Below are 18,978 nucleotides of genomic sequence, written 5' to 3'. Positions count from 1 at the left end.
GCGGATGCCCCGATCCGTCAGACGGAGGGGGCTGACCCTGCCGTTCCGTCCAGTCGCCTCTTGACCGCGTTCGTTCCCGGCTTTCCGACTGCAGCGGTTCTTTCTTTTGCGCGGGCGGCCGAACGCTCGCTCCGGGGCAGCCTTTGGCAGCGCTCGCAAATATGCGTCCCTCTGCCTCCGAGCGTGAACTTTACGATCGCATGCCCGCAATGCTCGCACGGTTCGCCTGTACGGCCGTATGCTTTGAGCCGATGCTGAAACATCCCCATCTCGCCCTGTCCGTTTACGTACGACTTGATCGAAGAACCCCGGCCTCGACGGCCGAGGTCAGCGTGGCGACGATCGCCGCATGCAGCTTCTCCCGTTCTCCCCGGCTCAAGCTGTCGGCCTCGCGTTCCGGGTGAATGCCGGCCGCGAACAACGCTTCGTCCACATAAATGTTGCCCAACCCGACGACGATTTCCTGGTTGAGCAGCAGCGGTTTGATCTTCGTCGACCGACGGCCGATCGCACCGGCAAACGCCTCCGGCGTGAATGCTTCGTCCAACGGCTCGAGCCCCAGCTTGAGCAGCGGCTTCGACTTCAAATCTTCCCCGGGAGTAAATAAATGCATCGTCCCGAATTGCCTGACATCCTTATATCTTAACGAAGTCCCGTCCGTAAAATGAAAAATGACGTGCGTATGACGTTCGACCGGTTCATTCTCGTCATAAAGGCCGTACCGGCCCTCCATTCGCAAATGGGACACGAGGACGAGCCCGTCCGTCAGCAGACGCAAAAATTTTCCCCGCCGTTCCACGCTTTGAAACGTGCGTCCTTCCAGCATGGCGGAAAAGACGTCCGGATCGTCCGGCCGCTGAATGATGCGCGGCAGGGTCACCGACACGCTGCGGATCGTTTTGCCGGGGATCAGTTTGTTCAAGGTGCGGCGCACCGTTTCCACTTCCGGCAATTCCGGCATAAAGCGCTCCCTCCAACTTGCCTAGCTTATCCTTTCCATTATAAACGAAGAAAAAGGCCTGAGCCACCCCGCCCCGGGCCTTTTTCGCTTATTTGGCTTCGTACCAATTTACGCCAACGCTGACGTCCGCTTTGAGCGGCACATCGAGCGGGAATGCGTCCGCCATGACGGACGGAACGAGCTTCCGCATCAGCTCCAGTTCGTCCGGCGGCACCTCGAACACCAATTCGTCGTGCACCTGGAGCAGCATGCGGCTTTTCAGCCCGCGCTCGCGAATCGCCTTGTCCATGTTCAGCATGGCCAGCTTGATGATGTCCGCCGCCGTTCCTTGAATCGGCGTATTCATCGCCGTCCGTTCCGCGAACGAGCGAAGATTGAAATTCGAAGCGTTAATGTCGGGCAAATAGCGGCGCCGCTCGAGCAGCGTCGTGACGTAGCCGTCCTTTTTCGCCTGCGCGACGATGGCGTCCATCCAGCTGCGAACGCCTTTGAACACGTGAAAATATTGCTCGATAAACGCGGCCGCCTCTTTCCGCGTGATGTTCAGGTTTTGCGAGAGGCCGTAATCGCTGATTCCGTACACGATGCCGAAGTTGACCGCTTTCGCCTGGCGGCGCATGTTGCCGTCGACTCTGTCGGCGGACACCCCGAACACGTCCATCGCGGTTTTCGTATGGATGTCCATTTCCCGGACGAACGCTTCCTTCAGCCGCTCGTCCCCCGAAATATGCGCCAATACCCGCAGCTCGATCTGCGAATAGTCCGCGGCCAAAATCGACCAGCCTTCCTCCGAAGGCAGGAACGCCTTGCGGATTTGACGGCCTTCCTCAAGCCGGATCGGAATGTTCTGCAGGTTCGGAAACTGGCTGCTGAGCCGGCCGGTCGCCGCGATTGTCTGTCGGTAATAGGTGTGGATTTTGCCGTCTTCCCGAATTTCCTTCAGCAAGCCTTCGATGTAGGTCGACTGCAGCTTCGTCAGCGTCCGGTAGTGAAGAATGAGACGGACGATTTCATGGTACGGTTCCAGCTTTTCCAGCACTTCCGCGTCGGTGGAGTAGCCGGTTTTCGTCTTTTTGACGACGGGCAGGCCAAGCTTGTCGAACAGCACCTCGCCCAGCTGCTTCGTCGATCCGATGTTGAACTCGAAGCCGGCGATCCGATGAATTTCCTTCATCGTCTGATCGATGCCCCGCTGGAACTCCTCTCCAAGCTGCCGGAGCGCTTCCTCCCTGGCCACGATTCCCGTCTTTTCCATCCCGGCCAGAATAACCGAGAGCGGCTGCTCCAGCTCGTAGTACAGCCTGCGCATGCCCGCCTTGTCGAGCTCCTCCGCCAAAGGACCGGCCAAACGCGCCACGGCGTCGGCTTTGGCGGCCAGATGCCCGGCCAGCGCTTCCGTCTCGGGAACGCGAAATTTGGCGCCCTTCCCGTACACGGCCTCGTCGGAAGCGATCGCGGCGAGCCCGTGCCGCTGCAGCAAGCCGGCCAACGACGGATCCGCCTCGGTCGGATCGAGCAAATAGCCGGCCAGCTGCACGTCGAACGTTTGCCCGCGCAGCTCGATGCCGCTTCGCGCGAGCACCAGCTCGGCGCGGTGCAGATCGTAGCCGCGCTTCACCGCCTTCCCGTCCGCCAGCCAGCGCCTTAACGCGGAAGCCTGCTCCTCGCGCAGCCGCTCGTAAAGCACGACGAACCGCTTCTCTCCCGCGGCGACGGCAAGCCCGATGCCTTCCCCCTGATGCGGGTTTTCGCCGTACGATTCGACGATCAGCGCTTCCGCCGCGGGAAGCGCCGCGTTCAGCGCCTCCCATGCTTCCTCGCTGTCGACATGCACGACTTCATAGCGGACCTCCCCGCCGCCGTCCGTCTCCGGGCCCCCGCCGTCCGACTCCGGCAAGTTCAGGCGCTCGATCAGCGACTTGAATTCCAGCTTGCGAAACGCCGCGGCCAATTCCCCCGCGTCGTAGCCGCTCCAGCTCAGCTCGTCCCACGTGCGCTCAAGCGGAACCTCCCGGAAAATCGTCGCCAGCTCCTTGCTCATGCGCGCATCTTCCTTGTGATTGCGGACGTTCTCGCCCAGCTTGCCTTTAATGCCGTCCGCATGCTCTAGCACCTGCTCCACCGTTTCGTACTCGGCCAGCAGCTTGAGCGCGGTTTTTTCTCCGACGCCCGGGATGCCGGGGATGTTGTCGGAGGCGTCGCCCATAAGCCCCTTTAAATCGATGATTTGCGGAGGCGTCAGGCCGTACTTCTCCCGAATTTCCTCCGGCGTAAACCGTTCCGTCTCGCTGACGCCTTTGCGGGTAAGCAGCACCGTCACCTTGTCCGACGCCAGCTGCAGCATGTCCTTGTCGCCCGACACCACGATGGCCGTCTGCTTCTGCTCCTCTGCCATCCGGGTCAAGGTGCCGATAATGTCGTCGGCCTCGTAGCCCGGAAGCTCGAATTGCGGAATCGAGAACGCCTTGAGCAGCTCCTTCAGCAAAGGAAACTGCTCCGACAGCTCCGGCGGCGTCTTCTGGCGGCCGCCCTTGTATTCCGCGTAGCCCTCGTGCCGGAACGTTTCCTTGCCCGCGTCGAACGCGACCAGCATATGCGTCGGCTTCTCTTCCTCGATTACTTTAAGCAGCATCGTCGTAAACCCGAATACCGCGTTCGTATGTAAACCGCTGCTGTTCGTCAGCGGCGGCATCGCGTAAAACGCCCGATTCACGATGCTGTTCCCGTCGATCAGCAGCACCTTTTGCCTGTCGTTGCCCATCCGAGGTCACCCCGCTCGTTTACTTCATACAGAGTCATCATACCATATCGGACGAACGCAGGCGATGCGAACGAAAGCGGACGGGTTCAAAGCGCGAGTCCCGGAGGACAAAAGGGGCTGCCATAATCCCCGGGTCTGCCGAGCAAATAGCCTTGCCCGTAATCGACGCCGATTTCGCGGACGAGCCGAAGCTCCTCTTCGCGCTCGATCCCTTCCGCCACGGTGCGGATGTTCATCCGTTTGGCAAAGCCGACGAACGTCAGCAGCATCTGCTTTTTCATTTCGTCGCCGTCCGCGTGGCGGACGAGGGATTTGTCCACTTTGATGTAATCCGGGCTCAGCTCCACGATCGCCTGAAGCGACGAATAGCCCGCTCCCGCGTCGTCGATCGCGATTTGATAGCCTTGGCTGCGATAGTGGTTTAAAATTTTTTTGGCCGCGCCGAAATCGTCGATCGAGCTTCTTTCGGTCAATTCCAGCACGACCTGGTTCGGATTCATCCCGCGCTCCCGAAGCCAGCGAACGGTTTGGCCGGAAACGAATTGCGGATCGTTCATGATGCCGTTCGTGACGTTGATAAAAATTTTCTGGGTCTCGCTCAGCGCCGGGCTGCCGTGAATCGCTTTTTCCCTGGCTAGACGGTCGAGCGCGAACGCATAGCCTTCTTTCTCCGCGAAGCCGAACAGCGCCAGCGGACCGTCGAAGCGGCAAGGCTGCGGGCACCGGGTAAGCGCCTCGTAGCCGAATATTTCGCCGGATCCCAGGCTCTTGATCGGCTGGTAGACGCTGCGGATGCTGCGTTCCCTGAGCAGGCGCTCCATTTCCGAATGCAGCTCCGAGCCGGAAGCGGAAGGATCCGTTTTGCCCATGTTCCGAATCGCTTCGAGCGCGCTTTTGTACAAGGTTTGCTTAAGCGGCATGCCGGCGGAAACCTCGAGCAGCGACACCCCATATCCCCGAGCCGAAAAACCCGGCGCGGTCCCGGCTGCCGAAATTCCCGTTTCATCCGCCACCGCCTGCCGGATTTGCCTGGCGATGTCCTCCAACGCGGCTTCCGCCCGAAACGGCATCGCATGGGGGAGCTCCGCGTACACCCACAAATGCCCGCCGAGCTCGTCCCCCAACCAGACGTCCCTCATCGGGAAGGCTCGGCCGAGCCAATCGTCCCACTCCTGCCGAAATGTCCATTCGCCGTTGCCCGCATCGTTCAAATCCACGCAGATCATTCCGAGGGTGCCTTGAAGATCGCAGCTTGATTCCTGTCTTTCCGCTATCCGCCGTTTTACGCGTTCCAAGCCGCTGCTGTCCGAGCCTGCATGAATCATTCCGAATCCACTCCAACCATGATTGATGGCTTTGCCTCGCTGCCCGAATCCGATGAAATGCTTTCCCACGCGAGCGAGTTTCCGGTTTGCCGTTTAGCCCGCTTCTTTAATTTAGCCGCATGCTCGGCCAATTGCTCGGGCGTCCATCCGCCCGCCCGATCGCAGAGGAGAAGCGCGAGCGACAGCGAAAGGCCCGAAGCTTCCGTCGCGTTTCCGTTCCGGTCCGTCACCGGCCCCGCTTCTTCGCAATAGGCGCCGATCCCCCGCTCGAAAAGCTCCATAAAGAGGTTGGATACTTCGACCGGATCTCCGCAGGGCAAAATGGCGATAAAATCGTCTCCGCCGATATGGCCGACGAAGCTTTCGTCCGGACAGCAGGACCTTACCGCTTCGAGCAGCATTTCTCCCGTAAACCGGATGACTTCGTCGCCCAGTTGAAAGCCGAACCGGTCGTTAAACCATTTGAAATGATCGATATCGGCGTATAAAACGGAAAACGGACTGTCGCCGCCGAGCCGACGCGTCATTTCCTGCCGGATCGGAACGTTGCCGGGAAGTCCCGTCAGCGGATTGGCGTACTGCGCGTTGGCCATATGCGCCTGGGTCACCCATTCCAGAACGGCGCGGGCGGATGCGATTCCGTACACGCGGCCTTGGCGCGTGACGATGATCGCGTCATACAGCTTGTCCTGCTCGCGCGCCATCGCCAGCTGGGCGACTTGCTCCAGCGGCGTCGCTTCCTCCAGCACCAGCGGCTGCTTGTCCATGATTTTGCCGACGGAACGGTTCCAGTAGAGCGCCAGCCCGAACTTGCCCGACAACAGCTGCTGGAGCTTCTCCTTCATGAGCAGTCCGACGGGACGTCCCTCGTCGGCGATCACGAAGCCGTGCGTATCCCGATGCCGTTCGAAATACGTGGCAATCTCCGACACCGGAGTTTGGCTGTCGAACACTTCCGCCGGCATCGCAAGCTCCGACAAGGAGCCGCTTGCCGTGCGAAAACGCCGCTCCGCCTCGCGGCGAATGATCTCCCGGACGGACGGCCGAAGCGAGGGGCCTGCCTCTCTTCCCGTCCGATCCAGTCTCCCTGGCCGTAGCCGATGCCGCAAGCCGACAGAAGCGCAAGCTGCGATTGCCGGTCGATGCCTTGCGCGATCAGCACGACCTGCTCCTTGCGCGCAAGTCCCGTCAGCGCTTGAAGCAGGGTCTCGTCCACCGTCCGCTCGATGCTTTTCGTCAAGGAGCCGGGTATCGTTCGCCGGGGAGAGCGGATAGGCTCCGCTCCCGCTGCGCTATCGCCCCGTTCGCCGTCAAGCTTATCGGACCGCCGGGGCTCGGAATCGGTCCGCGACGAAGCGAGAAAAGCGTAATCGGGATGCAGCGACAGCAAACGGATCAGCGATGCGCGGTCGACCGAAATATCGGACAGCGCGATTCGATAACCCTGTTTGCGGTAATGCCGGAGCGCGGCCAGGACGGCCGATTCCTCCTTGCCTTCCGAACCGATCAGCTTCAGGACGATCTGTTCCGGCAGCGATCCGGCGACGGCGGGAACCGCCGCCGATTCCGGCGCCGAGGAAGGCTTCGGCGTCGATTCCTTGCGCAATTCGTCGCCGATCAAAGAAGCCGGCACCGGCAAAAACAGTTTTTTCTCCATTTTTTGCTCGGACCATCCGGCGACAGCCCGCTCTTGAAATAAGCGATAACATTTCGGAAGGCAGCCTAACGCTTCCGCTTCGGCGAACAGCTTTTCCGCCGTCAGGCGTTCGCGGCCGTCTTTTCGGCAGGGAACGGCCTCATATCCGTAAACCGAACCGTCCAGCAGCGAGGCGACCGGCAAATACTGCACCTCGATGCGCAAGAAGGCGCCATCTTCGCCATTGGGTTCCGAAGCAAACTTTTTCACGCAGGTTCACCCCGCTCTTTTGGCTTCTTTCGACGGCAGGAGCGCCATCGCATCCGCAGCCTCATCGTACCAGTCCGATGTATCGACAATTTTCGCAATTGGTTAACGCTATGTAAAAATAGGTCCATCGACCCGCAACTATCGTAACAGATCCAGGCCAACGCGAAAAAACCCGGGCAAGCCGCCCGGGCTGAAAAAAAGAAATTGGCGCAAGCCTTCGCGATTGCCGTTCCCTTGCTGGCCTTCGTGATTTCCGCTGCGATTATTGGTTCAAATCGGGACGCTTGCCGACGACGAGGAAAACGACGCTTTCGCCGATGTTCGTCGCATGGTCCGCGATCCGCTCGATGTAGCGCCCGACGAAGCTCAAATACATCGCCTGCCCGACCGTCTTCGGATTTTCCGCCATGAGCGTGAACATTTCGCGTAAAATTTGCGAATAGAGCGCGTCGACCTGATCGTCGTCCTTGGCCATTTTGTAGGCCAGATCGACGTTTTCGTCGATGTAGGATTGGATCGATTCGGTAATCATCGTCCGCACGATGCTCGCCATTTGCGGCAAATCGAGCAGCGGCTTCATCAGGGTTTGGCCTTCCATCCGAAGGACGACCTTCGCGATATCGACCGACAGGTCGCCCATGCGCTCAAGGTCGGACGATATTTTCAGCGCGACCAAAATCCTTCGCAAATCTTTGGCTACCGGCTGCTGAGTGGCGATCAGCTTGGCGCCCAAATCCGATATCCGCTCCTCGATTTGGTTGATTTGCGGATCGTCCTTGACGATTTTGCGCGCAGCTTCCACGTCCAGCTTTTCCAGCGCGCTCATCGCCTCTTCCAACGCTTTTTCCACCCGGTCTCCCATTTCGACCAACAATCTTTCCAGTTGCTCCAGTCCGATATCAAAGTCTTTGCGAATGACCATCGTCCCTTTGTCCTCCTAACCGAATCTGCCCGAAATATAATCTTCCGTCCGTTGATCGACGGGATTGGAAAACAGAGACTCCGTCTCGGAAGCCTCGACCACGTTGCCGTTCAGGAAAAAGACGGTGCGATCCGAAATCCGGGCGGCTTGATGCATGTTGTGGGTCACCATGACGATCGTGTAGTTGCGGCACAGCTCGCGGGTCAGTTCCTCGATTTTGTTCGTCGAAATCGGATCGAGCGCGGACGTCGATTCGTCCATCAACAAAATATCCGGCTCGACCGCCAGCGCCCGCGCGATGCACAGCCGCTGCTGCTGGCCGCCGGAAAGGCTCCAGGCCGACTTTTTGAGCACGTCGCGGACTTCCTCCCAGAGCGAAGCCGCGCGCAGGCTTTTTTCCACGATTTCGTCGAGTTCCGCCTTGTTCCGCTTGCCGTGCAGCCTCGGCCCGTAAGCCACGTTGTCGTAAATCGATTTCGGAAAAGGATTCGGCTGCTGAAACACCATGCCGACCCGCTTTCTCAGCGATTCGACGTCCATATCCGAACCGTAAATGTCCTGGCCTTGAATTTCGACCTTGCCCTCGATCCGGACGCCTTCGATCGAATCGTTCATCCGGTTCAGCGTGCGGAGCAGCGTCGACTTGCCGCAGCCGGACGGGCCGATGAACGCCGTAACCTGCTTCTCGGGAATCGACAGGGCGATATCCTTCAAGGCGTGGAACGATCCGTAGTACAGTTGAAGCTTATCGATTTCGATCATGTTTCCTTGCCTCCTTGTCGTCAGCCGAAGCGTCCCGAGATATAGTCGTCCGTCGATTTTTTCGAAGGGTTCGTAAACATCTTCTGCGTATCGTCGTATTCGACCAGGTCGCCCAGCAGAAAAAATCCCGTTTTATCGGAAATGCGCGCGGCCTGATGCATGTTGTGCGTCACGATGATGATTGTATATTCCTTTTTCAGCTCGGCGATCAGCTCTTCGATTTTGGACGTCGAGATCGGGTCGAGCGCCGAAGCCGGTTCGTCCATCAGCAAAATGCTGGGCCTTACCGCAAGGGAGCGGGCGATGCAAAGCCGCTGCTGCTGGCCGCCGGACAGCGACAGCGCCGATTGGCGCAGCCGGTCCTTGACTTCGTCCCAGAGCGCGGTTTTCCGCAGCGTCGATTCGACGATTTCGTCCAGCTCCGACTTTTTGCGCACGCCGTGATATCTAGGCCCGAAGGCGATATTTTCATAGATCGATTTGTGAAAAGGGTTCGGACGCTGCCACACCATGCCGATCTTCTGGCGAAGCTGCACGACGTCCGTTTTCGGATCGCAAATGTTGTCGTTTCCGATCCAGATGTCGCCCTCGATGCGGGCGCCGGGAATGAGGTCGTTCATCCGGTTGAGCGACCGGAGAAACGTCGACTTGCCGCAGCCGGACGGACCGATGAGCGCGACGACTTCCCGCTCCGGGAAATCCATGTCGATGCGTTTGACCGCATGCTTTTCCCCGTAATAGACCGACAGGTTTTTCGTAACCAACGCATTCCTGCTCATGGCGCTCCTCCTACTTGCTAGCGGTCAGCTTGCGGTACAGAAAACGTCCGAACCAGCGAGCTCCGAGATTGAACAGCAGCACCGTGATGACGAGCACGGCGGACGCTCCGGCCGCGATTTCCGACGCGTCCGGCGCAAGGCCTTCGCTGTTGATTTTCCAGATATGAACCGCGAGCGTTTCCGCCGGCCGCATCGGATTGAGCGGCGACGTCGGGCTGAACGGGTTCCAGTCCGTAAAGTCCAGGCGAGGCGAGCTCATCCCTGCCGTAAACAGGAGCGCCGCCGCTTCGCCGAACACCCGGCCCGCCGTCAAAATCGTGCCGGTCACGATCGCGGGAAGAGCAACCGGAAGCATGATCGACGTGATCGTCTTCCAGCGGGAAATGCCGAGCGCAAGGCCCGCTTCCTTCTGCTCCTTCGGCACGCTGCGCAGCGACTGCTCGGTAATCCGCACCATCATCGGCAAATTGAACACCGTCAGCGCGAGGGCGCCGGACAGCAGCGAGAAGCCGAGGTTGAACGTATTGACGATGACGAGAAGGCCGAACAAGCCGATGACGATCGACGGGAAGGACGACAACACTTCCACGACCAGCCGGATGAACGAAGTAAACCGGTTCTCCTTCGCGTATTCGCTCATATAAATGCCCGCGCCGAGACCGAGCGGGATCGTAATGATCATCGTCAGCACCAGCAGAAACAGCGAGTTGAACAGCTGCGGGCCGATGCCGCCGCCCGCCTTGATCGTTTGCGGCGGGGAAGTGAGAAAGTCGAAGCTGATATGTCCGAGTCCGCGGATCAGCAGGAAGGCAAGCAGTCCCGCCAGCACCGCCAGAATGAGCGCGGCGATGACGACGATTACGCCCGTCGCGATCCGGTCAACCGTTTTGGCTCTCATCGCACCGCTCTCCTTTCCAGCAGACGAACGATAAAGACGAAGACGAAGGTCATAATGAGCAGGAACAAGGCAAGGCTCCACAACGCGTTGTTATGAGGGGAACCGAGCGTCGTATTGCCCATCGACAGCGTAATGATGCTGGTCAGCGTCGAGGCCGACTCGAACAGCGAGCCCGGAATGTGCGGCGCGTTCCCGATGACCATCTGAACGGCGAGCGCTTCCCCGAACGCGCGCGCGATGCCGAGCACGATGCCGGTAAGCAGCGAAGGCAGCATCGTCGGCAGCACGATGCGGGATATCGTTTGCCAGCGCGTCGCCCCGAGCGCGTAGGAGCCTTCCTTCAACCCGGACGGCAGACTGCGCAGCGCGTCGGTGGAAATCGTCGTGACCGTCGGCAATATCATGATCGACAGCACGATTCCCCCCGCCAAAATGCCGATGCCCTGGCCGGGGAACGTGTCGCGCAAAAACGGCACGATGACCGAAAGGCCGACGAAGCCGTAGACGACCGAAGGAATCCCCGCAAGCAGCTCGATGGCCGGCTGCAGCACCGTTTTTCCGAGCTTCGGCATGATTTCGGTCATGAAGATCGACGCGCAGAAGCCGAGCGGCGCGGCGATGAGCGCCGCCAGGAGCGACGTCGAAAACGAGCCGAACAGGAAGGGAAGCGCCCCGTACAGCGGAACGTCCGCATCCGGCGCCCAAGTTTTTCCAAACAGCATTTCTCCGATGCCTACACCGTCGGACAAAAACGGAGACAGGCCCCGAACCGCGATAAAGTAGACGATCGAGAAGATGGTGACGATCAGCACGAGAATGCAAGCATATACGTAAGCCTTACCCCGCAGCTCTTCCATGCGGTGCTTCGGAAACTTTTTCGAATTTGGTGCGGCCGAGGCCGGATCCTTTTTAACTTCTTCGTAGGGAATGTTCATGCACGCCTCTCCTCCAACGGCAAGGAGAGGCACACTATTGTCGCCTCTCGCCGCTAAGAAATATTTCGGAAGTTATTCGCAATCGCGTTCCATCATAGCCTTACTTTTGCGTGATGTTGCCGTCGATATCGCGAACGATTTGCATGCTCGTGACCGGAATGAAGTTAAGCTCCGTTACGTCGGTGTTTTGAACTTCTTCGCTCATCATGTAATCGAGGAAGGCTTTGACGACCGGATTCGGCTCGCCTTTCGTGTACATGTGCTCGTATGCCCATACCGGGAATTTGCCCGTCGTGATGTTTTCGACCGTCGGCTCGACGCCGTCGTATTTCAGAACTTGAATCTTATCGTCCAGGTAAGACAGGGCCAGGTAGGAAATCGCTCCCGGCGTTTCGGCTACCAGCTTGTGAACCGTACCGGAGGAATCCTGTTGGATCGAACCCGGAAGGTCTTCCGTCGTCGTGCCGAGCGCGTACGTTTCAAACGTTTTGCGCGTGCCGGAGCTGCTCGGACGGTTGATGATGACGATCTCTTGATCGGCGCCGCCCACGTCTTTCCAGTTCGTGATTTTGCCGGTGAAAATGTCGACCAGTTGCTGCTTCGTCAGGTTGTCGACGCCGACTTCGGGATGAGCGACCGCGGCCATGCCGACAACCGCCACTTGATGATCGACCAGTTCGGCCGCTTTCGGAGCGTCCGCGTCCTTGAACTTCTCTTCCGCGAAAATGTCGGAGTTGCCGATATCCGCTTGGCCGTCGGATACTTGCGTCAGGCCCGTGCCGCTGCCGCCGCCTTGTACTTGAACCGTGATGCCGCTATACTCTTCTTCGGCCATGAACTTTTGAGCGACTTGCTCGACGAGCGGTTGCAGCGCCGAGGAGCCGGTTGCGAGAATCGAGCCGGTCAGCTTTTCCGCGCTCGGGCTTGGCGATTCCGATGCAGGCGCGGATGCCGACGGCGATGCCGATGCGCTTTCGCTCGGGCTCGCAGCGCCGTTCGCGTTGTTGCCGTTGTTGCTGCCGCAGGCGGCCAGCGTCAAACCGAGTACGACCGTCATTAACAAAGTCATAGATTTCTTCATTGAAATAGGTTCCCCTTTCCATGTTGTGCTTTTCGTTTTTTTAGACATGGCCTCTCCGCATTTCGCTTCGTCATGTCCCTTGCACATCTTCGATTCTATCTACCATTCGTTTTAGCCATGTTTTCGTTTTGTTAACGGAATGTAAAAATTGCGCGATCATAACAAAAAGTTTTTTCGTTTCGTTTTACCGAATGCCCGGACTACTCTTAAATGTCCGTTTCCGTTCCGTTCAATTGCTGCGTCAGCTTGCGAATTTGGCCGCGAATTTGGCCGGATATCGCTTTCGCCTCGGCGGACGCGGCATTCAGCTTCGAAGCCGCTTCGAGATTGGAGCCGCTGATGTCCCACAATTCGTTGAACTTCGCTTCGGCCAGATGGACATGCCGAATCCCTTCCTCCGCGCCAAGCTTGCCGTCCCTCACGGCCCGAGCTGCGGCTTCCGCGGCTTGCGCCATATCGCTCAGCTGCCGTTTGATCCTCTCGGTCGAGTCCTTCGTCTGGTCGGCGAGCGCCTTGACTTCCTGCGCGACGACGGCGAATCCGCGCCCGTGTTCCCCGGCTCTCGCCGCTTCGATTTGCGCATTGATCGCCAGCAGGTTGCATTGATCCGCGAGCTCGGCGATCATTCTCGTAATGCCGAATGCCTCGTTCGTGCGCTGAAGCAATTCCGTCACGGATTTGTCCTGACGGTCCGCGGAGGACGTCCATACATGGAGAAGCGATAAGATTTGACTCAGCTCCGCCTTCCCGTTTTCCGTCGCTTCCGCGATCCGCTCGCTGCTGCGGCGGGACAACTCGGCCGTTTCGGCTACCTTTTCCACGGCGCCGTGAATGTCGCCGATCATGCCGTCTACGTCGCGCACGGTACGAATTTGCCTTCCCGACGCCTCCCGTTGAAGCAGCCGCGAAATGCCGAGCAAATCGTTGACCGTTAAAATCCCCGCAAAAACGTCGTTTTGAGACATGATTACGGTATCGTACACATGCTCCTCGGGCCTGGACATCGCCCTGTCGATCAGTTCCTGGGCAGGCAGTCCGCAATCCGCTATGTACGGCTCGCTGTCCATGAGCTTCGAAATCGGCTTCTCCCCGTAAAGCGACATTCCGTAAAGCGTCCCCAGCATCCGGAAAAAGCGGTGCTTCATGACAAGTCCGAGCGGCTTGTCGTTTTCGTCGCATACGACAATGCATTCCGAATCGGCGCTGCGCCGAAACAAAGCGATCACGTCGCCGCAAAGCTCGTCCGGGGAAACGGTCGGACAGCGTCGGATCTTTTCCTGCAAACGAAATTGCTCCGCGGTCTCGACGTTCCGGGGGCCGTTGCGGTCCTTGTCGATCTTGTCTCCGGTTTGGTTCTGCAGCTTCGGACTTGACTCCGCGTTTGCGGCACGTTGCGCTAGTTCGGCAGTTTCAGGCGTTTTGACGGCGGTTTTCTCTTTTTCTCGTCCCGGTCTTTCCTCTACGGCCAAAACCACAGCATGTCCCCCTCGTCATCCTGCGAGATATCCTGCAATTTCCTTCCCATGCCCGATGTTAACAATTGGATGTAAATTCGACATTCGGTTCGTGTTTGCTCAGTATTAAAATTTAGGTCTATAGCATCAGCCCGAAGAGGTATTCGTTTGGAGAAGACGGGGGAATAATAAGAGCATCCTGCAAAGCGAATGACGATTTGAATTCCGGGAGGACGTTAAAATGAATAAACCAAGACAGATCGCAGCCGCATGCCTGACGGCCGCCGTTATTTTTACGCTTGGCGCTTGCGGCGGCAACGCGGGCAACGGCAATGCGGGCAACGGCAACGCGGGCAACAACAATGCGACGCCGACGCCGACGGCTACCGGTACCGCGACGCAAGGAGCCGGCAACGCGGCAGGCGGCGGCGGAACCCAGGACATTACCGTAAATGCGACCAACTGGGCGTTCGAACCGACGGAAATTCGGGTGAGAGCCGGGGATACGATCAACTTGACGCTAAACAACGAAGCCGGCAATCACGGCATCGAAATTCCCGAGCTTAACGTCAACGTCAAAGGCGGCGAAACGGCCACGTTTACCGTCGACAAGGCCGGGACCTACGAATATCATTGCTCCATCCAATGCGGTTCCGGCCACAATGACATGGTCGGTTCGATCGTCGTGGAATGACCGGCTTTCAAAAATCGAAAAGAGGAGCAGGCCCCCGAAGGGACGTGCTCCTCTTTTGCTTGATGGATTAAATTTCGTCCACGCTTACCCAAGCGCCCCGCTCGATCGACAGATCGACCGCTTCCAGCACTTCCTGGCAGCGCACGCCGTCCAGGAACGTCGGCGCGAACGGCGAGCCGGTCGAAATATGCTGCATGAATTCGTACACGATATGCACGAAGCCGTGCTCGTAGCCGATAATGTGTCCGGTCGGCCACCAGTTCCCCGCGTACTTGTGCTGCGGCTCGGTCACCATGATCCGGCGGAAGCCCGCCAGCTCCGGCTCGTCGTCGCGGAAATACACTTCCAGCTCGTTCAGGCGCTCCAGATCCCAGCGGATCGAGCCCCGGCTGCCGTGAATTTCGAACGTGTTGCCGTTTTTGCGTCCGGTCGCGAAGCGGCTGGCGACGAAGATGCCCATCGCGCCGTTTTTGAAATCGGCGAGAAACGCCGTCGCGTCGTCCACGGTAACTTCGCCTTTCTCGGCCGAGCCGACGCCGCCGAGGCCGGACGTCGACACCGGGATCGGACGCTCCTTGACGAACGTCCGGTTATGGCCGATGACCCGGTCGAACTCTCCGATCAGGAAACGGGCGAGGTCGATGCTGTGGGCGTTGATATCTCCGTGCGCCCCGGAGCCTGCCACTTCCTTCTTGAGTCTCCAGGCAAGCGGAGCTTCCGGATCGACGAGCCAGTCCTGCAAATAAGTCGCCCGATAATGATGGATTTCGCCCAGCTTGCCGCTGTCGATAATGGACTTCGCCAGCTGAACGGCCGGCAGGAAGCGGTAATTGAAGCAAATGCCGTGCTTGACGCCGGCCTTCTCCGCCGCTTCCAGCATTTCGCGCGCATCCGCAAGGTTAAGCGCCAGCGGCTTTTCGCAGAAGACGTGCTTGCCGCTTGCGATCGCCGCCAGCGCGATTTCCTTGTGCGCGTCGCTCGGCGCGTTGATGTCGATCACGTCGATATCGTCGCGCTCGACCAGCTTGCGCCAATCGGTTTCGAAGCTTTCCCAGCCGAACCGCTCGGCGGCTTCCTTCACGCCCGCCGCATCCCGGCCGCAGATCGCCTTCATTCCGACGCCCGCTTCCATATCGAAAAACATGCCGACGTCCTTATAAGCGTGGCTGTGGGCTTTGCCCATGAATTTGTAGCCCACCATGCCGACGTTAAGCGTCTTGTTTACGCCCACCACATCTCGCCCGCTTTCTCTTTAAGAATAAGTCCGTTCAGGAAGCTCGCCGCCTTGCGGAAGCCTTCGCCTACCGACATGAGGCTGTCTTCGTGCTCGATGCTGATCGCGCCGTCGTAGCCGACAAGCCGGAGCGTGCTCACGAAGTGCTTCCAGAAATCATCGTCGTGCCCGTAGCCGACCGTGCGGAAAATCCACGAGCGGTTCAGCTCGTCCGCGTAAGGCTTGTTATCCAGCACGCCGTTGATCGCCGTGTTGCGCGCGTCGATTTTCGTATCTTTGGCATGAACGTGGAAAATCGAATCTCCGAGCGCCTTGACGCACTCGATCGGATCCATCCCCTGCCAGAACAAGTGGGAAGGGTCGAAATTGACGCCGATGTTGTCGCCGGCTTCGCGGCGCAGACGCAGGGCCGTTTCCGTATTGTAAACGAGGAAGCCCGGATGCGACTCGATGGCCACCTTGACGCCGTGCTTGCGGCAGAACGCGGATTGCTCTTTCCAGTAAGGAATGGCGATTTCGTTCCATTGCCATTCGAGCACGGTCAGGAAATCCGGCGGCCAGGGGCAGGTGACCCAGGACGGATATTGCGAAGACGGCGATTCTCCCGGACAGCCGGAGAACGTGATGACCGTATCGACGCCGAGCTTCTCCGCGAGCTGCACCGTGGCGACGAAATCGTCATGATGCTGTTTCGCGATTTCCTTGTTCGGATGCAGCGGATTGCCGTGGCAGCTCAGCGCGCTGATCGTCAGATCGCGCGATTCCACCGCCGTCTTGATGCGGGAAATGGCGGCTTCGTCGTTCAGAATGGCCGCGGCGTTCACATGCGCGGTGCCCGGATACGCCCCCGTTCCCAATTCGACGGCCTGAATGCCGGCCGATTTGGCCGTGTCGAGCGCATCCTCCAACGATTGTTGACCGAATAACACGAGAAAAACACCGAGTTTCACAAAGCTCACCTTACCTTTCTCTAATTAAAGGATTTCCGGCCTGCCCTTCCGGGCAGCGCGGTGCGAGGTCGAGCATGGCGAATCTTTGTTTATCCGCCATACTTAGTTTAACCGATCGTAAAAGCGCTGTCATCCGTTTGCGTCCACTTATTTCCTTAAAAATGCGGACAACCGGCTCCCGGGCTATACGAAGGAGACGGCTTGTCCCTTGTTTGCCGATTCGTAGACCGCCTCGAGAATTTGCTGCACGACATACGCTTGTTTCGCCGTTACGACCGGTTCCCGGTCGTGCAAGATCGCGTCGATCCAGGCGCGCGCCTCGCGCTCGGCCGAATCGTTCGGCGGTTCGCTTTTCCATTGGTCGCCAAGCGTGATTTCCTTCGTGTACAGCTTGCCGTGCTCTTCCCCGTTGACGCGCAGGCCGTTCTTCATATCGGCGCCCGCCTTGGAGCCGCACAGCGTCACCTTCGCCTCGTCGACGTCGAGCGTATTGAGCGCCCAGCTCGATTCCAGCCAGACGGTAGCGCCGTTTTTCATCGTAATCATCGCGAAAGCCGAATCCTCGACCGTAAACTTCGCGGGATCCCAAGGGCCCCAGGCATTCGCTTCGCTGCCTTGCTCCGCGAGCTTGCGGAACGTCGTGCCGAGAACGGTGCGCGGCTCGTAGTTGTCCATCATCCACAACGCCAGGTCGAGCGCATGGGTGCCGATGTCGATGAGCGGGCCTCCGCCCTGCTTCTCCAGATCGAGGAAAACGCCCCACGTCGGCACGGCGCGGCGGCGAACCGCATGCGCTTTCGCGAGATAGACCTCGCCAAGCTGGCCTTGCCGGCACGCTTCATGCAGCCAGCGGCTGTCGGCGCGGAACCGGTTCTGATAAGCGATGCTGAGCTTGCGCCCCGTCCGTTCGGACGTTTCGAGCATTTTTCTGGCATCTTCCGATGTTTTCGCCATCGGCTTTTCGCACAAAACGTGCTTGCCCGCTTCCATCGCCTTGATCGAGATTTCCGCGTGCGTGTCGTTCGGCGTGCACACATGGACGGCATGCACGTCCGGATCGTTCAGCAGCTCTTCGACGCTGCCGTAAACCCTAGCATCTTGAGTTCCGAACTGGTTTTTGGCATCGTGGGCGCGCTCGGCCGACACGTCGAAAAACGCGACGATGCGGGCTTCCGGGATTTTGGCCAATGCGGGAAAATGTTTTCCGTATGCGATCCCGCCGCAGCCGATCATTCCAATGTGAACGTTGCTCATTATTTTCGGCGTCCTCCTTGCCAGTGATCAGGATTCCAACTACAATTCAAAGTATAACACGGTGAGCTCTTTTTCCCATTCTCCAATGGTGAGTGGTCATTATGCGATTTTGGCAATAGGGGGCCCTGCTTCGAAATGAATTCCGGCCACGAAGATATCCGTCAGGAGAAAATCCAATACGAAAACCCGCTGCTTTCGATAAAGGTTTGGCACGCCCGCCGCGACCGGGCCAACACGGTCAACTGGCACCAGCACCCCGAATGCGAAATCATGCTCGTGCTGAACGGCCGGCTCGATGTCGAAGTGGAGAACGAGCTGTTCTCGCTCGGCAGCGACGACGTGATCGTGCTGGGCAGCTCGCAGCTTCACCGCGACAGGAGCTACGCGGACAAGCTCGATTACATCGTGCTGCAGTTCGATTTGCAAACCTTTTTCGACAAAAGCACGATTCCCTATTTGCAATACTTCAACGAGACGAAAGTACCGCTGAGCGCGATGAACTATATTTTCCGCGACAATCCGAAAGCCCGCGAAGAGCTTGCCGAATGCGTCCGGCAAATCGACGAGGAAGCGCAGCGAAAAGAAAGCGGTTACGAATTGGCGGTCAATTTGCTCATCAAGAAGATTCTGCTCATTCTCATCCGCAACGACACGAAAGGCCTGCTAGCCGACCAGGACCGCGTCGAACGCATCCGGCTCAAGCCCGTGCTCGATTACGTCGACCGCAACATCGCCGAGCGGATCACCGTCGAGGAAGCCTGCCGCCTTGCCAACATGAGCTATTATTACTTCGTGAAATTTTTCAAGCGGACGATGGGGCTGTCGTTTACCGAATACGTCAACTTCCGCAAAATCAAATACGCGGAGCAGCTGCTGCTGACCCGCGATTTGAGCGTAAGCGAGGTGGGCGATATGACCGGCATGCCGAACATGGCTCATTTCTACAAAATGTTCCGGCGCTTCAACCAATGCTCGCCCAAGGAGTTTCAGCGCAAAATGCTGGCATGGGGCCGGCCGTAAAAGGAAGAAGGGAGACTCTCGCAGTCTCCCTTTTTTCGCTTC

The 18,978-nt window shown here is 58.6% G+C and carries 16 protein-coding genes and 1 pseudogene; 2 read left to right on the top strand and 15 right to left on the bottom strand.

Annotated features, from left to right (window positions below):
* Positions 1-17: 17 nt before the first annotated feature.
* The 12 genes and pseudogenes from mutM to JW799_RS17430 form a co-directional block, all read right to left on the bottom strand.
* A pseudogene (gene mutM / locus JW799_RS17485) lies at positions 18-961 on the bottom strand (DNA-formamidopyrimidine glycosylase).
* Between the two features lie 88 nt (positions 962-1,049).
* Positions 1,050-3,722 carry a DNA polymerase I gene (gene polA / locus JW799_RS17480; protein ID WP_205430889.1) on the bottom strand — a complete coding sequence of 891 codons (2,673 nt, stop codon included), beginning with the start codon at positions 3,720-3,722 and terminating at the stop codon, positions 1,050-1,052.
* An 86-nt stretch (positions 3,723-3,808) separates the two neighbouring features.
* Positions 3,809-4,939, bottom strand: coding sequence for an EAL domain-containing protein (locus JW799_RS17475; protein WP_205430887.1), 1,131 nt, complete (start codon positions 4,937-4,939; stop codon positions 3,809-3,811).
* 104 nt (positions 4,940-5,043) lie between these two features.
* Positions 5,044-6,012 carry a GGDEF domain-containing protein gene (locus JW799_RS17470; protein ID WP_205430884.1) on the bottom strand — a complete coding sequence of 323 codons (969 nt, stop codon included), beginning with the start codon at positions 6,010-6,012 and terminating at the stop codon, positions 5,044-5,046.
* Positions 5,925-6,953: an EAL domain-containing protein gene (locus JW799_RS17465; RefSeq protein ID WP_205430882.1), complete on the bottom strand. Its 1,029-nt coding sequence runs from the start codon at positions 6,951-6,953 to the stop codon at positions 5,925-5,927. Before JW799_RS17465 ends, JW799_RS17470 begins: the two co-directional genes overlap by 88 nt.
* A gap of 262 nt (positions 6,954-7,215) precedes the next feature.
* Positions 7,216-7,875: a phosphate signaling complex protein PhoU gene (phoU, locus tag JW799_RS17460; RefSeq protein ID WP_080833733.1), complete on the bottom strand. Its 660-nt coding sequence runs from the start codon at positions 7,873-7,875 to the stop codon at positions 7,216-7,218.
* A 15-nt stretch (positions 7,876-7,890) separates the two neighbouring features.
* Positions 7,891-8,637, bottom strand: coding sequence for a phosphate ABC transporter ATP-binding protein PstB (gene pstB / locus JW799_RS17455; RefSeq protein WP_080833735.1), 747 nt, complete (start codon positions 8,635-8,637; stop codon positions 7,891-7,893).
* Between the two features lie 20 nt (positions 8,638-8,657).
* Positions 8,658-9,416 (bottom strand): phosphate ABC transporter ATP-binding protein PstB, encoded by a 759-nt coding sequence (pstB, locus tag JW799_RS17450; RefSeq protein ID WP_080833737.1) that lies wholly within the window; start codon positions 9,414-9,416, stop codon positions 8,658-8,660.
* A 10-nt stretch (positions 9,417-9,426) separates the two neighbouring features.
* On the bottom strand, positions 9,427-10,314 hold the full coding sequence (gene pstA / locus JW799_RS17445; RefSeq protein ID WP_080833738.1) for a phosphate ABC transporter permease PstA: 888 nt from the start codon (positions 10,312-10,314) through the stop codon (positions 9,427-9,429).
* On the bottom strand, positions 10,311-11,171 hold the full coding sequence (gene pstC, locus JW799_RS17440; protein ID WP_240353721.1) for a phosphate ABC transporter permease subunit PstC: 861 nt from the start codon (positions 11,169-11,171) through the stop codon (positions 10,311-10,313). Before pstC ends, pstA begins: the two co-directional genes overlap by 4 nt.
* Before the next feature lie 178 nt (positions 11,172-11,349).
* Positions 11,350-12,330 (bottom strand): phosphate ABC transporter substrate-binding protein, encoded by a 981-nt coding sequence (locus JW799_RS17435; RefSeq protein ID WP_205430880.1) that lies wholly within the window; start codon positions 12,328-12,330, stop codon positions 11,350-11,352.
* A gap of 206 nt (positions 12,331-12,536) precedes the next feature.
* Positions 12,537-13,805 (bottom strand): methyl-accepting chemotaxis protein, encoded by a 1,269-nt coding sequence (locus tag JW799_RS17430; RefSeq protein WP_205430878.1) that lies wholly within the window; start codon positions 13,803-13,805, stop codon positions 12,537-12,539.
* 220 nt (positions 13,806-14,025) lie between these two features.
* On the opposite strand from JW799_RS17430, the gene JW799_RS17425 reads away from it, so the two are divergent.
* Entirely contained in the window at positions 14,026-14,478 is a 453-nt protein-coding gene (locus JW799_RS17425; RefSeq protein ID WP_080833747.1) for a cupredoxin domain-containing protein, read from the top strand.
* A 67-nt stretch (positions 14,479-14,545) separates the two neighbouring features.
* On the opposite strand, the gene JW799_RS17420 is transcribed toward JW799_RS17425, so the two are convergent.
* The 3 genes from JW799_RS17420 to JW799_RS17410 form a co-directional block, all read right to left on the bottom strand.
* Positions 14,546-15,679, bottom strand: coding sequence for a Gfo/Idh/MocA family protein (locus JW799_RS17420; RefSeq protein ID WP_080833830.1), 1,134 nt, complete (start codon positions 15,677-15,679; stop codon positions 14,546-14,548).
* 20 nt (positions 15,680-15,699) lie between these two features.
* Complete coding sequence (locus tag JW799_RS17415) at positions 15,700-16,662, bottom strand: sugar phosphate isomerase/epimerase family protein (protein ID WP_080833832.1); 963 nt, start codon at positions 16,660-16,662, stop codon at positions 15,700-15,702.
* 183 nt (positions 16,663-16,845) lie between these two features.
* Entirely contained in the window at positions 16,846-17,916 is a 1,071-nt protein-coding gene (locus JW799_RS17410; protein ID WP_080833748.1) for a Gfo/Idh/MocA family protein, read from the bottom strand.
* 135 nt (positions 17,917-18,051) lie between these two features.
* On the opposite strand from JW799_RS17410, the gene JW799_RS17405 reads away from it, so the two are divergent.
* Entirely contained in the window at positions 18,052-18,936 is an 885-nt protein-coding gene (locus JW799_RS17405) for a helix-turn-helix domain-containing protein (RefSeq protein ID WP_205430868.1), read from the top strand.
* Positions 18,937-18,978: the final 42 nt, after the last annotated feature.

This window comes from Cohnella algarum (genome assembly GCF_016937515.1).
Classification (GTDB): domain Bacteria; phylum Bacillota; class Bacilli; order Paenibacillales; family Paenibacillaceae; genus Cohnella; species Cohnella algarum.
The sequence above is the reverse complement of the archived record's forward strand: the minus strand, read 5'-3'. Positions and strand labels throughout refer to the sequence as shown.

Coding starts and splice junctions, on each gene's coding strand:
- polA (WP_205430889.1), bottom strand. CDS start 3,722: ATGGGCAACGACAGGCAAAAGGTGCTGCTGATCGACGGGAACAGCATC.
- JW799_RS17470 (WP_205430884.1), bottom strand. CDS start 6,012: ATGCCGGCGGAAGTGTTCGACAGCCAAACTCCGGTGTCGGAGATTGCC.
- phoU (WP_080833733.1), bottom strand. CDS start 7,875: ATGGTCATTCGCAAAGACTTTGATATCGGACTGGAGCAACTGGAAAGA.
- pstB (WP_080833735.1), bottom strand. CDS start 8,637: ATGATCGAAATCGATAAGCTTCAACTGTACTACGGATCGTTCCACGCC.
- pstB (WP_080833737.1), bottom strand. CDS start 9,416: ATGAGCAGGAATGCGTTGGTTACGAAAAACCTGTCGGTCTATTACGGG.
- pstA (WP_080833738.1), bottom strand. CDS start 10,314: ATGAGAGCCAAAACGGTTGACCGGATCGCGACGGGCGTAATCGTCGTC.
- pstC (WP_240353721.1), bottom strand. CDS start 11,171: ATGGAAGAGCTGCGGGGTAAGGCTTACGTATATGCTTGCATTCTCGTG.
- JW799_RS17435 (WP_205430880.1), bottom strand. CDS start 12,330: ATGAAGAAATCTATGACTTTGTTAATGACGGTCGTACTCGGTTTGACG.
- JW799_RS17425 (WP_080833747.1), top strand. CDS start 14,026: ATGAATAAACCAAGACAGATCGCAGCCGCATGCCTGACGGCCGCCGTT.
- JW799_RS17420 (WP_080833830.1), bottom strand. CDS start 15,679: ATGGTGGGCTACAAATTCATGGGCAAAGCCCACAGCCACGCTTATAAG.
- JW799_RS17410 (WP_080833748.1), bottom strand. CDS start 17,916: ATGAGCAACGTTCACATTGGAATGATCGGCTGCGGCGGGATCGCATAC.
- JW799_RS17405 (WP_205430868.1), top strand. CDS start 18,052: ATGAATTCCGGCCACGAAGATATCCGTCAGGAGAAAATCCAATACGAA.